This is a genomic window from Marinobacter sp. MIT932201, from assembly GCF_047123295.1.
Lineage (GTDB): Bacteria > Pseudomonadota > Gammaproteobacteria > Pseudomonadales > Oleiphilaceae > Marinobacter > Marinobacter salsuginis.
The window spans coordinates 2,874,075-2,887,519 of the sequence record NZ_CP138917.1 but is presented as its reverse complement, the minus strand read 5'-3'; the positions used below and the strand labels follow the sequence as shown (position 1 = coordinate 2,887,519).

At 58.2% G+C, this 13,445-nt stretch carries 13 protein-coding genes; 9 read left to right on the top strand and 4 right to left on the bottom strand.

Going from position 1 to position 13,445, the window contains the following annotated elements; genetic code table 11:
- Positions 1 to 9 precede the first annotated feature (9 nt).
- Positions 10 to 981, bottom strand: a complete 972-nt coding sequence (locus SIC15_RS13210; RefSeq protein ID WP_412536123.1) for a response regulator — start codon at positions 979 to 981, stop codon at positions 10 to 12.
- A 111-nt stretch (positions 982 to 1,092) separates the two neighbouring features.
- On the opposite strand from SIC15_RS13210, the gene SIC15_RS13205 reads away from it, so the two are divergent.
- From SIC15_RS13205 to SIC15_RS13195, 3 genes are all read left to right on the top strand, one after another.
- Positions 1,093 to 1,575 carry a YajQ family cyclic di-GMP-binding protein gene (locus SIC15_RS13205; RefSeq protein ID WP_069183150.1) on the top strand — a complete coding sequence of 161 codons (483 nt, stop codon included), beginning with the start codon at positions 1,093 to 1,095 and terminating at the stop codon, positions 1,573 to 1,575.
- Positions 1,576 to 1,665: 90 nt separating this feature from the next.
- Positions 1,666 to 2,991: an AmpG family muropeptide MFS transporter gene (locus SIC15_RS13200; RefSeq protein ID WP_412536122.1), complete on the top strand. Its 1,326-nt coding sequence runs from the start codon at positions 1,666 to 1,668 to the stop codon at positions 2,989 to 2,991.
- A complete protein-coding gene (locus SIC15_RS13195; protein WP_069183151.1) occupies positions 2,991 to 3,296 on the top strand; it encodes an MGMT family protein in 306 nt (101 codons plus the stop codon). Before SIC15_RS13200 ends, SIC15_RS13195 begins: the two co-directional genes overlap by 1 nt.
- A gap of 41 nt (positions 3,297 to 3,337) precedes the next feature.
- On the opposite strand, the gene SIC15_RS13190 is transcribed toward SIC15_RS13195, so the two are convergent.
- Entirely contained in the window at positions 3,338 to 4,099 is a 762-nt protein-coding gene (locus SIC15_RS13190; RefSeq protein WP_412536121.1) for an SDR family oxidoreductase, read from the bottom strand.
- 161 nt (positions 4,100 to 4,260) lie between these two features.
- Between SIC15_RS13190 and SIC15_RS13185 the strand changes: the two genes are divergently transcribed.
- The 6 genes from SIC15_RS13185 to gspD all read left to right on the top strand — a co-directional run bounded on the left by SIC15_RS13185 (position 4,261) and on the right by gspD (position 10,818).
- A complete protein-coding gene (locus tag SIC15_RS13185) occupies positions 4,261 to 4,809 on the top strand; it encodes an FxsA family protein (RefSeq protein WP_349342876.1) in 549 nt (182 codons plus the stop codon).
- A gap of 193 nt (positions 4,810 to 5,002) precedes the next feature.
- A complete protein-coding gene (gene groES, locus SIC15_RS13180; protein WP_008171363.1) occupies positions 5,003 to 5,290 on the top strand; it encodes a co-chaperone GroES in 288 nt (95 codons plus the stop codon).
- 78 nt (positions 5,291 to 5,368) lie between these two features.
- The gene (groL, locus tag SIC15_RS13175) at positions 5,369 to 7,021 is read left to right on the top strand and encodes a chaperonin GroEL (RefSeq protein WP_069183154.1); all 1,653 of its coding nucleotides are present in this window, start codon (positions 5,369 to 5,371) and stop codon (positions 7,019 to 7,021) included.
- A 164-nt stretch (positions 7,022 to 7,185) separates the two neighbouring features.
- Complete coding sequence (gspN, locus tag SIC15_RS13170) at positions 7,186 to 7,977, top strand: type II secretion system protein N (protein ID WP_349342877.1); 792 nt, start codon at positions 7,186 to 7,188, stop codon at positions 7,975 to 7,977.
- 1 nt (position 7,978) lies between these two features.
- Positions 7,979 to 8,833, top strand: coding sequence for a type II secretion system protein N (locus SIC15_RS13165; RefSeq protein ID WP_412536120.1), 855 nt, complete (start codon positions 7,979 to 7,981; stop codon positions 8,831 to 8,833).
- 32 nt (positions 8,834 to 8,865) lie between these two features.
- Entirely contained in the window at positions 8,866 to 10,818 is a 1,953-nt protein-coding gene (gene gspD / locus SIC15_RS13160) for a type II secretion system secretin GspD (RefSeq protein WP_412536119.1), read from the top strand.
- A gap of 8 nt (positions 10,819 to 10,826) precedes the next feature.
- On the opposite strand, the gene SIC15_RS13155 is transcribed toward gspD, so the two are convergent.
- Together SIC15_RS13155 and SIC15_RS13150 are read right to left on the bottom strand one after the other, a co-directional pair.
- Positions 10,827 to 12,824, bottom strand: a complete 1,998-nt coding sequence (locus SIC15_RS13155) for a M48 family metallopeptidase (protein ID WP_412536118.1) — start codon at positions 12,822 to 12,824, stop codon at positions 10,827 to 10,829.
- An 11-nt stretch (positions 12,825 to 12,835) separates the two neighbouring features.
- Complete coding sequence (locus SIC15_RS13150) at positions 12,836 to 13,423, bottom strand: LemA family protein (RefSeq protein WP_069183158.1); 588 nt, start codon at positions 13,421 to 13,423, stop codon at positions 12,836 to 12,838.
- Positions 13,424 to 13,445 lie beyond the last annotated feature (22 nt).

Sequence of the window (13,445 nt, the reverse complement as noted above, 5' to 3'; positions counted from 1 at the left end):
GTCGCCGCTTCAGGCCGTCGCTCCGATCTCGGGTGCGGTCTCGGTAAACCGGCGTGTATCGTAGGCATCCACCAGCCCTTGCACTGCGGCCCGTTCCATATCCTGGATTGACGGGGTGCCGTTCTGGGCGTCGGCTTTGCACAGCACCATGCCCGCTTCCACGGAAATGTAGCCGGCAGTCGTCTTCAGAGCCTTGTGGTTGATGCCGTCGAACACGCGCCGGAAAGCGGTGGTGGTGCAGTGGTCGCTGTTCGGGAAGTAGGCAATGATGGCGAACTGGTTGTCGCCAACGCGGCACAGGGCATCAATGGGCCGAATCAGAGTGCTCAGGCGGCGGGCGATGCCGATGGCCAGTTCACTCATCACCGTCGGTGGGTGTTTGCGCTTGAGCTCTTGCCAGTTGCGAATGCCGCACAGCACGTAGGCAGAGCAGCCGCCGCGGGATTCAGCGTGGCGTAGCGTCTTGGTTAGTCGCTCGCGGCCGTATTTCGTGTTACAGAGACCGGTTTCCAGATCAATGATGTTGGTGGATTCCAGTTCCCGATTGTTTTCGATCAGCAGGGAGTTGGCCCGGAGCAGGGTGTTCTGGCGGTCAGCCATTCGGTCCGCCGCGAAGATGCGGGGGATCAGCTGCTTGGTCATGTCGGACTTGTAGATGAAATCATCCACGCCCCGGTCGAAGGCTTCAGAGAGGGCTTCGACGCTCTCCCGGGCGGTGAGCAGGATCACGTAGGTGTAGTGATTGTTCTGCTCGTCCTGTTGTCGCACCTGGTCGGTGAGCTCAAGGCCATCCATCTCGGGCATCAGCCAGTCCGCAATCAACACACTAACCGGGCGCTGCTCGATCAGCTTGAGGGCTTCCGGTGCGTTGTTCACGATGCGCACGTCGCGATATCCGGCATTTCGCAGCGTGCGGCCAACCACCATACTGCTGAATTTCGCGTCGTCTACTACGAGAATGGGAAGGTCCAGATTGGGCATTGTTATCTACTTTTACCAGTCCGTTGTCAGGTGCGGGAGATGCCGGGGGTTGGTATCATCCCCAGCAAATTGAAGAAGTATACCTTCTTACCCTGTTGGAGAATAACGACCATGCCTTCTTTTGACATTGTTTCAGAAATCGATATGCACGAAGTGACCAATGCGGTCGACCAGGCCAAGCGGGAACTTGGCAATCGCTGGGACTTCAAAAACGTTGAAGCCGACATTGAGCTGGACGACAAGGGTATAACCATCAGTGCCGAGCAGGAGTTCCAGCTGGAGCAGTTGCTGGATATGCTGCGGATGGCGTTTGCCAAGCGGAATATCGATGCCCGCGCCCTGGCAGAGGACGGAGACAGCAAGTCTGGCAAGCTGGTCAAGCAGCACCTGCTATTGAAGCAGGGCATTGAGACCGATATGGCCAAGAAGATTGTGAAGATGATCAAGGACCAGAAGATGAAGGTCCAGGCCAGTATCCAGGGCGATAAAGTGCGGGTGACCGGCAAGAAGCGTGATGATCTTCAGGGAGCCATCGCCATGTTGCGCGAGGCTGAGCTGGATATCCCGCTTCAGTTCAATAATTTCCGTGATTGATCCGGAGGCTTTACCATCTTCACCGGCACCCGCCTGACCCTGATTCGGGATACGCTCTACACCTACACCCGTTGGCAGGTGATCGCCCTGTTGTTCCTGGGGTTTTCGGCGGGTCTGCCGTTCTTGCTGGTGTTTTCCACGCTTAATGCGCGGCTGGCGGATGTCGGGGTGGAAACTGCCACCATCGGTTTTTTCAGCTGGCTAGGCATAACTTATTCCATCAAGGTGTTCTGGGCGCCGGTAGTGGACCGTCTGAAACTGCCGCTGCTGGACCGGCTGCTGGGCAAGCGGCGAAGCTGGATTATCTTTGCGCAGGCGGGTATTGCCACGGGGCTTTACCTGATGGCTCACGTGGATGCCACGGTAGCGCCTGAAATGATGGCTCTGTGTGGCCTGCTGGTGGCTTTCTCCTCAGCTACCCAGGATGTGGCCATTGATGCTTATCGTATCGAGATTGCCGAGGAACGGTTGCAGGCCGCCCTGGCTGCAACCTATATCTTTGGCTACCGGCTGGCGCTTCTGGTGGCCGGCGCCGGTGCCCTTTACCTGGCGGAATTCTGGTCCTGGCAGGTGTCCTATGAGGTAATGGCCGCCCTGGTAGGCGTTGGCGCGCTGACGGTGTTGATTGTTCGCGAGCCCAGCGTAAACCACTTTGCCGCCGCTCAGGACATTGCCCACAAGATCGAGCAGGAGGCCGCCAAGCTCACCCATCTGAGTCCCCGCGTAGCGAGACTGGTTGGATGGTTCTACGCCGCCGTCGCCGGCCCTTTCCTGGACTTCTTCCGCCGGTACAAAGAACTGGCCCTCATTATCCTGCTTATGGTTGCCGTCTACCGGATCTCCGACATCGCCATGGGCGTGATGGCCAATCCGTTCTATCTGGATTTTATGGGATTCAGCAAAACCCAGGTGGCGGACGTGACCAAGATCTTCGGTTTCTTCATGACCATCGCCGGCTCGCTGGTGGGTGGAGTTATGGTGGTTCGCTACGGCGTTCGCCGGATTCTTCTGCTGGGCGCAGTCATGACCGCAGCCACCAATCTGCTGTTCGTCGTGCTGGCCCAGTACCCGCCCAACATCGTCACGCTGGCCGCGGTGGTCAGCGCCGATAACCTCAGTGGCGGCATTGCCAACGTGGCTCTCATTGCCTGGCTCTCCAGCATGACCAGTGCCTCATTTACCGCCACCCAGTATGCTCTGTTCAGTTCGCTGATGACCCTGCCAGGCAAGTTCATCGGTGGGTTCTCAGGCATAGTTGTGGCTGGTTTCGGCTACGCAGAGTTCTTCCTGGTGGCCGGCATCATGGGTGTGCCGGCCATCCTGTTGGCCATTTTTATGATTCGACATGGTGATCGATTGGATGCGTTAGCGCTTCGACATGAATTAAAGTCTGACGCAGAAGCGGTGAGCTCCTGATGTCCGAACCAACAAAAGACCAGAAAATCTGGCAAGTGGTACTGGCCGTCCCAAAGGGTAGAGTGGTCAGTTACGGGCAAGTTGCAGAGATGGCTGGATTGGGTCGTCAGGCCAGGTATATCGGAAAGGCCTTGGGTAAGCTGCCAGAAGGCCATGTCGTGCCGTGGTATCGGGTTATTCGTAGTAACGGCCAGATTGCCTTTCCCGTTGGGTCCGAGAAATTTGAAGAGCAGGTTAGCCGTCTTGAGGCCGAGGGTGTTGAGGTCGTTGATGGACGAGTATCGATGTCTCGATTCCGTTGGTAATGGGGCGCTCCGGGCGCCCCATTCAGTGGTTGTTCAACCGGTTAGAGCCTGAGGGCTCCATCCACTTCAATCATCCGCCCTGACACATAGTCGTTCTCAAAGATGAACGCCGCAGTTGAAGCAATCTCTTCGGGCTTGCCCATGCGCTTGAGCGGAATGCCGGCCGTCATTTTTTCCAGGGCTTCCGGTTTCATGGAGGCGGTCATTTCGGTCTCGATGAAGCCCGGGGCGATGCCGGCACAGCGAATGCCGTAACGGGCGAGTTCCTTGGCCCACACGGGAACCAGGGCAGAGACGCCGGCTTTGGCGGCGGAGTAGTTGCTCTGGCCCATGTTGCCGGCACGGGAAATGGAAGCGATGTTGATGATCGTGCCCTGGTCGCCGTTTTTAATCATCTGGGTCGCAGCTTCCCGGCCGCAGAGAAACACGCCGGTGAGGTTGACGTCGATTACGGCCTGCCATTGGGACAGCTCCATACGGCGCTCGACTTCGCCATCCTTCACTTTGACCATCAGACCGTCCCGGAGGATACCGGCGTTGTTGACCAGGCCATTGAGGTGGCCGAAATCTTCCACGATGGCTTCAAAGGTTTTTTCAACGTCTTCTTCTTTGGCGACGTTGCAAATGTAGCTTCTGGCTTCTGTGCCGGCGGCTTTGCACGCGGCAACTGCTTCATCCAGTTTTTCCGGCATCAGGTCGATCAGCGCGACTTTGGCACCTTTGGCGGCGAGGTATTCGCCCATAGCACGGCCAAGGCCCTGGCCGCCGCCGGTAATTGCAATCACGGAATCTTGAAGTTTCATGTTTTGCCCTAACTACTGTTATCAGGTGGTTTTACGGTTGCTGTGCGTCTTTTCACCGGTAAAACTGGTGTGTCGGGCCATTTAAATGGCTTCTTTTTAAAACGGAAGGGCTGCGAGTATACCAGACCTTCTGAAATTCCTGCTCAGACCCTGAGGTCCGGATGTCAGTGTTTCTGTTCTTATTCATTATCATGCCAATCGCCGAGATGGCGGTATTGATCCAGGTCGGCGGCATGATTGGTGTGCTCAATACCATTGGGCTGGTGCTGCTGACTGCCGTCATCGGTGCTTGGCTGCTTCGCCAGCAGGGCCTTGCCACGCTATTAAAGGCCAATCAGCGGCTGAACAGTGGGGAATTGCCGGCCAAGGAGGTTGCCGAGGGGCTGATTCTGGCCATTGGTGGTGCCCTATTACTTACGCCGGGCTTTATTACCGATACGGTCGGTTTCCTATGCCTGATTCCCGGGTCCCGTCACTGGCTGGCAGCCCAGGCGCTCAAGCGTATGGTTGTGGCTGGGCAAAGCCGGAGCAGCAGCTTCTATTTCCGTGCCGGCGGCGGGTCGAACCCTTTCGGGCAGGATCCGTTCGGTGGCCGCGAAAATCCCTTCGGTCGGCAACGCCCGTTTGACCGGGACAGCAACGGCGACATCATAGAAGGGGAGTATCAGGACGAGACGGAATCCGATCGGGACCGGATCGAAAAAAAGTGAAAAAATTTCTCTCCGGGGTGTTGAAAACACCTACCCGCTACCCCAAATAGAAACCACAAGTTCGCTGCAGGCTGATTTCCACTGAAAACAGTTGGTTATCCAGCCGGGCAATTTGTCGGGTCCGGTTTTGCCGATCCGACCAACATCAACAATGTCATTGCCACATTAATCTGACTATTGGAGAAACCGAGCAATGAAAATTCGTCCGCTACACGATCGTGTTGTCGTGCGCCGTAAGGAAGAAGAAGAGAAAACTGCGGGTGGCATCGTGCTGCCGGGTAACGCCAAAGAGAAGCCTTCCCAGGGTGAGGTGATTGCCGTTGGTAACGGTCGCATCCTGGAAAACGGCGAAACCCGCTCACTGGCGGTCAAGGTGGGTGACACCGTGGTCTTCGGCCAGTACGCCGGTAACACCGTCAAGATCGACGGCGAAGAGCTCCTCATCATGAGCGAGAGCGACATTTACGGCGTGCTTGAGTGATCGCTGAGGCGAATCGCACGAACTCTCATTAATCCGATAAATTCAGTTACTTCGGTTTAACGAACAGGAATAGAAGACATGGCAGCAAAAGACGTTAAATTCGGTGATAGCGCGCGTAAGCGCATGGTCGCGGGCGTCAACGTTCTGGCAGACGCGGTTAAAGTGACCCTCGGCCCGAAAGGCCGTAACGTGGTTCTGGAAAAGTCCTTCGGCGCGCCGACCATCACCAAAGATGGTGTTTCCGTCGCCAAGGAAATCGAGCTGGCTGACAAGTTCGAGAACATGGGCGCCCAGATGGTGAAAGAAGTGGCTTCCCAGGCCAATGACACGGCTGGTGACGGTACCACTACTGCAACTGTTCTGGCCCAGTCCATCGTAAATGAAGGCGTGAAGGCTGTTACTGCCGGCATGAACCCGATGGATCTGAAGCGTGGCATCGACAAGGCTACTACCGAAGCCGTGGCGGCAATTCGCGACATGGCCAAGCCCTGCGACGACAGCAAGATGATTGCCCAGGTTGGCACCATCTCTGCCAACGGCGACGAGACCATCGGCAAGATCATCGCCGACGCGATGGAAAAGGTTGGCAAGGAAGGCGTCATTACCGTTGAAGAAGGCCGTGGCCTGGAAGACGAGCTGGACGTGGTTGAAGGTATGCAGTTCGACCGTGGCTTCCTGTCTCCGTACTTCATCAACAACCAGGACAACATGTCTGCCGAGCTGGAAGACCCATACATCCTGCTTGTTGACAAGAAGATTTCCAACATCCGCGAGCTGCTGCCGGTGCTGGAAGCTGTAGCCAAGGCTGGCAAGCCGCTGCAGATCATCGCTGAGGACATCGAAGGCGAAGCGCTTGCAACTCTGGTTGTGAACAACATGCGTGGCATCGTGAAAGTCAACGCTGTTAAGGCGCCTGGCTTTGGTGATCGTCGCAAGGAAATGCTCCAGGACATCGCGATTCTCTCCGGTGGTACCGTGATCTCCGAAGAAGTCGGCCTGACTCTCGAAAACACCACCCTGGATGACCTGGGCACAGCCAAGCGTGTCAACGTGACCAAGGAAAACACCACCATCATCGGCGGTGCAGGAGCACAGGCGGACATCGAAGCTCGCGTTGAGCAGATCCGCAAGCAGATCGAAGACAGCTCTTCCGATTACGACAAGGAGAAGCTGCAGGAGCGTGTTGCCAAGCTGGCTGGCGGTGTTGCCGTCATCAAGGTTGGTGCCGGTTCCGAAGTGGAAATGAAAGAGAAGAAGGCCCGCGTTGAAGATGCACTGCACTCCACCCGCGCTGCGGTTGAAGAGGGCATTGTGCCGGGCGGCGGCGTTACCCTGATCCGCGCTATTGCTGCTCTGGACAAGGTAGATGCCATCAACGAAGAGCAGAAAGCCGGTGTGAACATCCTGCGCCGTGCCATGGAAGCTCCGCTGCGCCAGATCGTGTACAACGCAGGCGGTGAGTCTTCTGTGGTGGTTGCCAAGGTTCGTGAAGGCGAAGGCTCTTTCGGCTTCAACGCCTCTACTGAGCAGTATGGCGACATGCTGGAAATGGGTATTCTGGATCCTGCCAAGGTTACCCGTTCCGCGCTGCAGGCGGCTGCTTCCGTTGCGTCCCTGATCATCACCACCGAGGCGATGGTTGCCGATGAGCCGGAAGACGAGAAAGCCGGCGGCGGTATGCCGGACATGGGTGGCATGGGCGGCATGGGAGGCATGGGCGGCATGATGTAATGCCGGCCTGATCCCAGGCGCTCCGAAGTTTTGGGGCGCTGCCCGATCACCACTGAAAACCCCGCGTTGGTTCACTCCAACGCGGGGTTTTTGTTTTTTTGTCATGAACTTGGGCAATGCCTTTGCTAGACTCGGCTTCCGGTCCATTATCTGTGCAACGCCGAATGAGTGACGCTGAACCCAAAACTTTTCTTCGCCCCGGCAAGGTGTTTCTGCTCCTGCTGCTGGGCGCTCTGGTTTATCTGCTGTCACTGGTCTTTCTGGTACCTGCTGGGTGGGTCTGGCAGCAGGCTTCTGCTCACGTTTCTTTGCCGCCCCAGGTTCAGGTGCGACAGGTTGCCGGAAAAGTATGGGATGGTGAGGCCGGGGTTGTGGTTGCCGGCTTCCCGCTGCGTGTTGACTGGCGTCTTCACATGCCAAAGGTCACCAGCCTGAAATGGCCAATGACAATTTCTGTCGAGTCGTCACAATCCTCGCTTAATGGCGATGTTACGATTGGCTGGCCTGCCAGTGCGCAGCTGGATGCGAGTGGGCGGGTTATGGTAGCCGAGTTTGAAGACCTGATTCGCCAGAGTGGCGGTGCAATGATCGAAGGCGAGGTGATGATCGACCGGCTGACTATGGCCTGGGCCGATAACCGGATTACACGCGCTGAAGGCCTGGGGCGCTGGGATGGCGGTCTGGTGACCTGGCCCATGGGCGACCAGCGGGGTCGGGCGGAGTTTCCGCCCATGCAGGCGACCATGGATACCACCCAGGGGGGCGTTGCCCTGAGCGTTTCCGAACAGGGCGGACAGGGTCCGGCGGCAGATGCCACGGTGTTCTGGAACGGAATGCTGGAACTGCGTGTCTACAAGCGAATGGTGGACCTGGCAGGTCAGCCCTGGCCGGATTCTGCCAGCCCCGGCGATGTGGTGTTCCGGGTGCGCCAGCCTCTTGTCCCGGGGGCGCGATAGTATGGCTATGTTAAGTACCCCGGCCCAGCGCCGGATTTCGCGGACTCTGGCGAACCTGTTGTTGCTGGTATTGGTGGTGTATCTGGCTGTCACGCTCGCCCGGATGACCTGGCTGTTCGCCTGGGAGGACAGGCCGGTCCCAAGTGCGCCAGCGTCGAACAGTGCCGGGAACATGGCCGGGAGCAGCGGTCTGACGACTTCCATGGCCGTTTACGATTTCTTCGGGCGTTCGGAGCAGCCGGTTCAGGTGGCGGAAGCCGTTCGCCGCTCGGCTCCGGAAACCCGCCTTCGGCTTCGGCTCGAAGGGGTGCTGGTAGCGCAGCGCCCGGAGGACTCCGGTGCTATAGTTGCTGGAAGCAATGGTGAAACGGCGTATTACCGGGTCGGGGAAATGTTGCCCGGCAACGCCGAGCTTGCCGAAGTCGAGCCCGGTCGAATTCTGATTCGTCGGGGCGGACGGTACGAGACCCTGACATTTGAGGAACAGGTGTCTTCAGATCTGGTTGCAGAAGTAACTGCCGAGCCGGCAGAATCAGGACCGGATGAGTTTCTGGCCAGCGCCCGCGAGCAGATTGATAGCCAGGGCATTGCTGCTCTCGCGCCTTTCGGGTTGAGCCCGGTGGATGACAGCGGCATGTCCGGTTACGTCTACGACGGCTCCAATGCCATGCTGAATGCTGTCAACCTGCAGGCCGGTGACGTAATAACGGCGATCAACGGCCAGAGGCTGGGAGATATCAGTCAGGACAAGGCCCTGCTTGAGAACTGGCGCGGTCAGGCCCAGTTGGAGATCGAAATCGAGCGTGACGGATCCATCCTCACCATAAGTTATGCCATACCCGAACAGTGGCGCTGATCGGGTTCATTGAAACAGGACGAAATCGCCAGATGTATAACCACAAGATCAATCTTTTGCGGGCTATTGTCCTGCTTGTTCTCCTGCCCTTTATGTCCATGGCGCACGGGCAGGAAGCCGAGACATGGCGGCTTAATCTCAAGGACGCCGATATCCGCGCCTTCGTGACCCAGGTGGCCGATATTACCGGGTACAGTTTTGTGGTGGATCCCAGGGTGAAGGGCAAGGTAACCGTGCTCTCCAGCGCGCCCATGAACAAGGATGAGATTTACGACCTGTTCCTGGCGGTCCTGAACGTCCACGGATTTACGGCCATTCCTGGCGAAGAAGTGATCAAGGTGGTGCAGCAGGTTGACGCCAAGCAGTCGGCCGAGATTCTGGAGCGGTTTCCGGAAACGCCCTCGGAACAGCTGATCACCCGGGTCATACAGATCGATAACGCAAATGCCCTGGAGCTGGTCCCGATTCTTCGCCCACTGGTGGCCAAGTATGGCCACCTGGCCGGGGTAGCCGCTGCCAACGCGCTGATCATCAGCGATCATTCTTCCAACATCCAGCGCATCGAGCAGATTGTCCGGGAACTGGATAGCCCCTCCAAGTACGAAGTGGAAGTAATCCAGCTCCAGGAAGCCTGGGTCGGTGATATGGTGACGCTGCTGCAGGAACTGGCTCCCGATGAACTGGGTCGGGCCGGCGGCGACAACGCGGCGAGAAAATACAGCGTAACCGCCGATGAACGCAGTAACCGGCTGATTTTGCGGGGCGATGAAACCTTCCGGGATAAGATGCGCGGCCTGATCCGGCAGTTGGATCAGCCTTCGGCAACCGGTGGCACCACCAAAGTCCTGAGGCTCAAACACGCCGACGCAAAGAACCTCACTGAGATTCTCAAGGGGGTTATGGGAGAGCTGGTTAAAGAGGGCGCGGGCTCGGGCGGCGCCGGGGGTGGCGCGAAGCCTCAGAGTAGCTTCGCGGTTTTCGCCGATGAAGGGCTGAACGCCCTGGTGGTGCGTGGCGAGCCGTCCCTGATGCAGGAAGCCGAACAGATTGTGGCCGCTCTGGATGTGCGTCGTGCCCAGGTGATGATTGAGGCGGCCATTGTCGAGATCAGTGACGAGCTGGGCCAGGATCTGGGCGTTCAGGTTGCCGTCGGTGACGAGTCCGGCGAATCCACACCGGTTGCCGGCACCAACTTCGGCAACGTGGGTCGCAGTCTGGGCGAGGTACTCAGCGCGATTCTGACCGAGTCCGCCATCACCCCCGCAGTAGGTGGAATCACCGTCGGCGCCGGCCAGCGGAACGAGGATGGTGTGAGTTGGGGAATTCTCCTGCAGGCTCTGTCCACTTCCGCAGCAGCCAACCTGCTGTCCACGCCCAGCATCATTACCCTGGACAATCAGGAATCGGAAATCATTGTGGGGCAGAACGTGCCGTTCCGGACTGGCCAGTCAACAGTCACCGGCGATGGCACCACCAACCCGTTTACCACCATCGAGCGTCGTGATATTGGCCTGACCCTCAAGGTTACCCCGACCATCAGCGCCGATGGCCTGGTACGTCTGGTGGTAGAGCAGACCACGGAGAACGTGGCGGACAGTATCGAGGACGCCTCGGATATCGTTACCAACAAGCGGGAAATCAAGACTACGGTACTCGCAGATGACGGCGAGACCATCGTCCTGGGCGGTTTGACCCGGGATGATTACCAGGTCAACAAGAGTAAGGTGCCCCTGCTGGGTGATATTCCGTTCATCGGGCGTCTGTTCTCATCGGAATCGGAGCGTCGGGTAAAGCGTAACCTGCTGGTGTTCCTGCGCCCGAAAATCATGTTGGGTAAAGAGGAAGCCGTTGCGGCCACCTCTGACAAGTTCAATCAGCTGTGGGACGTTAACCTGAATATCCGGGAAAAGCTGGGCATGCCTACCGAAGAGCAGCGCCCGACGGTGGACGCACTGTTTGAAGGCGAAAGCACCCGCGTACAGTAAGTAAGCGTTCAGACAGCCAGTGGCGGCATCGGACAGTCCATCTGATCCGCCACCAGACGCATCAACTCATACTCCCGCGTTTCCACCTTGCCGTCGCGGGTGATGCAGTACCCGCAGGCATCAATGATCGCCGGTTTCAGCAAAGGCGAGAGGCCGTTCAGGGCCGTTAAGGCCTCTCTTAGCTGGCGCATGGTGACTTTCTCCAGAACCGGCTCATTGCCATCCTTCGCATTCATGAAGCCTGCCATGGCTTCCCGATAAAGCTTCTCGGCGTCAGCCTGGGACGCAGACCCCGCCCTTGCCATCAGGCTCAGAAGTCGCTGGAGGGCCGGCATGACCGGTTTGTAGCTCTTGTAGCGAACCGGAACCACTCTGGCTGCCTCATCGCCCAGATGGCGGGACAGGAAACTGGTCAAGGCGAGTTCGAACAGGGTGACCCGATTATCCGCCGCAACCAGCTTCTGGACATTGGTAATCAGCATCTCCCGTTCTTCCGGATCCAGCTTGCGCAGCGCCGGCATGGCCAGCTCCAGGGCAGGAAAGCGGACTCCATCCCCAATAGTCTTCAGGGCTGGTAAGAGCTTCTCCAGCAGCTCTGGCTGGCTGCCCAATACCGGGTGAGCCGGCAGCAGGTTCAGTCGTTCCTCCTGCTGCGGTCGCGGCAATTCACAGATCAGCATGGCGTAACAAAGTTGTGAGGCTCCGGCCCGGGTGTAAAGCAGGTTCCGGAAAGTGGCTGGCAGTCGCTCCAGAAAGCGCAGCGCGAAGTCTTCGCTTTGCCGGTTGATGGTTCCAACCTGGTCTGAGAATTTCCGCCCCGGCTTGATCGGCGCCTCCGGGCTCGACGCCAGGGGCGAGGTTCTCCCATTCTTGCCGGTGACCGGTCCAAGGATGTCGGATGCCGCTCCGGTGAATCCCGATGCGCCGGTTTCAGGCGCCGATGAGGAGCTTCGGTAAAGGTCGGCGCCGGGTTCGGTATCCCTCAGCCGGCTGCGCAATCTGGCCAGCATGCCGGGCTGGATGGCATTGATGCGCTCGTCGATGGGCGGATGGGAGGCCAGCAGCGAGGTAAACTTCATCCGCGCACTCTCGCCGAAACACATGTGGTTCATATCGCTGGCGTGACTGGTGGTGTCCAGATAGCCGCCCTTCATGCCGATTTTGAACAGTGCGCCGGCGATGCCTTCGGGGTTACGGGTAAACTGCACGGACGAGGCATCGGCCAGCATCTCTCGCTGCCTGGAGACGGCCGCCTGTATGAGCCGGCCAAAGAAAACTCCTACATAGCCGATCACGAACAGCGCCAGGCCGATAATGCCCATGGCCGCCTGTGCCCTTCCGTCCCGGGATCGACCCACGCGGTGGCCACGATAAAAGGAAGCTCGAAGCAGGAAGCCGCCAATCTGACCGATCATCAGGATGCCGGCGAGCAAAGCTATGAGCCGGACATTTAGCCGCATGTCCCCGTTGAAAATATGGCTGAACTCGTGGGCGACCACGCCTTGCAGTTCGTCCCGGGATAGCTGGGTGATGGCACCGTGAGTGACGACCATGACGGCTTCGCCGGGCGTGTAGCCTGCCACGAAGGCATTGATACCGGTTTCCTGATCCATCACGTAGAGTTCCGGTACGGACACACCGCTGGCAATAGCCATCTCCTCGACAATATTGCGCAGTTTACGTTCGTCACTGTCCCGGGTATCCGGATCAATCGGTCGTGCGCCCACCATTTTGGCAACCCGGTCGCCGCCGCCAGCCAGGTCGACCCAGCGGAGCAGGGAGCCCAGAACAATTAGCCCGATAACCGTAACGGCCGTTAAAAGGCCATGGTTGGAGAGCAGCCAGTGGTGGAAGGCGAGACCAGAGGATTCACTGCGGGTTACGAAATAGCCTACGAGGCAGACGGCGAGCGTAATAAACGCAACCGCCGTCAGGAAAAGGAAGATCAGCAGACTAGTGTTGCGCCGGGCATGGGCCTGGCGCTGAAAGAAACCGGGGTGAGCCATGCCTCAGGGCCTCAGAAGGCCACTTTCGGTGCCTGACGGGCTTCCGGTGATTCCAGTTCCAGTTGCGACGTTTCCTTGAACGCGAACATGCCGGCAACGATGTTGTTGGGGAACTGCTCCCGGAAGATGTTGTAGCTCATCACGCCGTCATTGTAGGCCTGGCGAGCAAAGGCGACACGGTTCTCGGTGCTGGAGAGTTCTTCCATCAGTTGCTGGATGGTTTCGTTGGCCTTCAGCTCCGGGTAGTTCTCGGCCACGGCGTAAAAGTTGGCAAGTGCCTTGGTCAGCAGGTTTTCCGCGCTGCCAAGTCGCTGGATCTTGGTGCCATCGCCAGGATCCTTGGCGGCATCTTTTTGGGCGCTGACCGCATTGTTGCGGGCTTCCATCACCTGGGTGAGGGTGGTTTTCTCATGGGTAAGATAGGCCTTTGCCGCTTCCACCAGGTTCGGGATCAGGTCGTGCCGGCGCTGCAGCTGAACGTCAATCTGGGCAAACCCGTTCTTGAACTGGTTACGGAGGGAAACCAGACGGTTGTAGATAAAGACCAGGTAGAAAACAACGACGGCAATGACAATCAGGCCGATAACGGTGGTTCCCATGGCAACTCCTCAGGGTAATGGG

What these genes read in the sequence shown, in the direction of transcription:
- groES (WP_008171363.1), top strand. Translation starts at nt 5,003, where the DNA reads ATGAAAATTCGTCCGCTACACGATCGTGTTGTCGTGCGCCGTAAGGAA.
- SIC15_RS13210 (WP_412536123.1), bottom strand. Translation starts at nt 981, where the DNA reads ATGCCCAATCTGGACCTTCCCATTCTCGTAGTAGACGACGCGAAATTC.
- groL (WP_069183154.1), top strand. Translation starts at nt 5,369, where the DNA reads ATGGCAGCAAAAGACGTTAAATTCGGTGATAGCGCGCGTAAGCGCATG.
- gspD (WP_412536119.1), top strand. Translation starts at nt 8,866, where the DNA reads ATGTATAACCACAAGATCAATCTTTTGCGGGCTATTGTCCTGCTTGTT.
- gspN (WP_349342877.1), top strand. Translation starts at nt 7,186, where the DNA reads ATGAGTGACGCTGAACCCAAAACTTTTCTTCGCCCCGGCAAGGTGTTT.
- SIC15_RS13155 (WP_412536118.1), bottom strand. Translation starts at nt 12,824, where the DNA reads ATGGCTCACCCCGGTTTCTTTCAGCGCCAGGCCCATGCCCGGCGCAAC.
- SIC15_RS13185 (WP_349342876.1), top strand. Translation starts at nt 4,261, where the DNA reads ATGTCAGTGTTTCTGTTCTTATTCATTATCATGCCAATCGCCGAGATG.
- SIC15_RS13205 (WP_069183150.1), top strand. Translation starts at nt 1,093, where the DNA reads ATGCCTTCTTTTGACATTGTTTCAGAAATCGATATGCACGAAGTGACC.
- SIC15_RS13165 (WP_412536120.1), top strand. Translation starts at nt 7,979, where the DNA reads ATGGCTATGTTAAGTACCCCGGCCCAGCGCCGGATTTCGCGGACTCTG.
- SIC15_RS13150 (WP_069183158.1), bottom strand. Translation starts at nt 13,423, where the DNA reads ATGGGAACCACCGTTATCGGCCTGATTGTCATTGCCGTCGTTGTTTTC.
- SIC15_RS13195 (WP_069183151.1), top strand. Translation starts at nt 2,991, where the DNA reads ATGTCCGAACCAACAAAAGACCAGAAAATCTGGCAAGTGGTACTGGCC.
- SIC15_RS13190 (WP_412536121.1), bottom strand. Translation starts at nt 4,099, where the DNA reads ATGAAACTTCAAGATTCCGTGATTGCAATTACCGGCGGCGGCCAGGGC.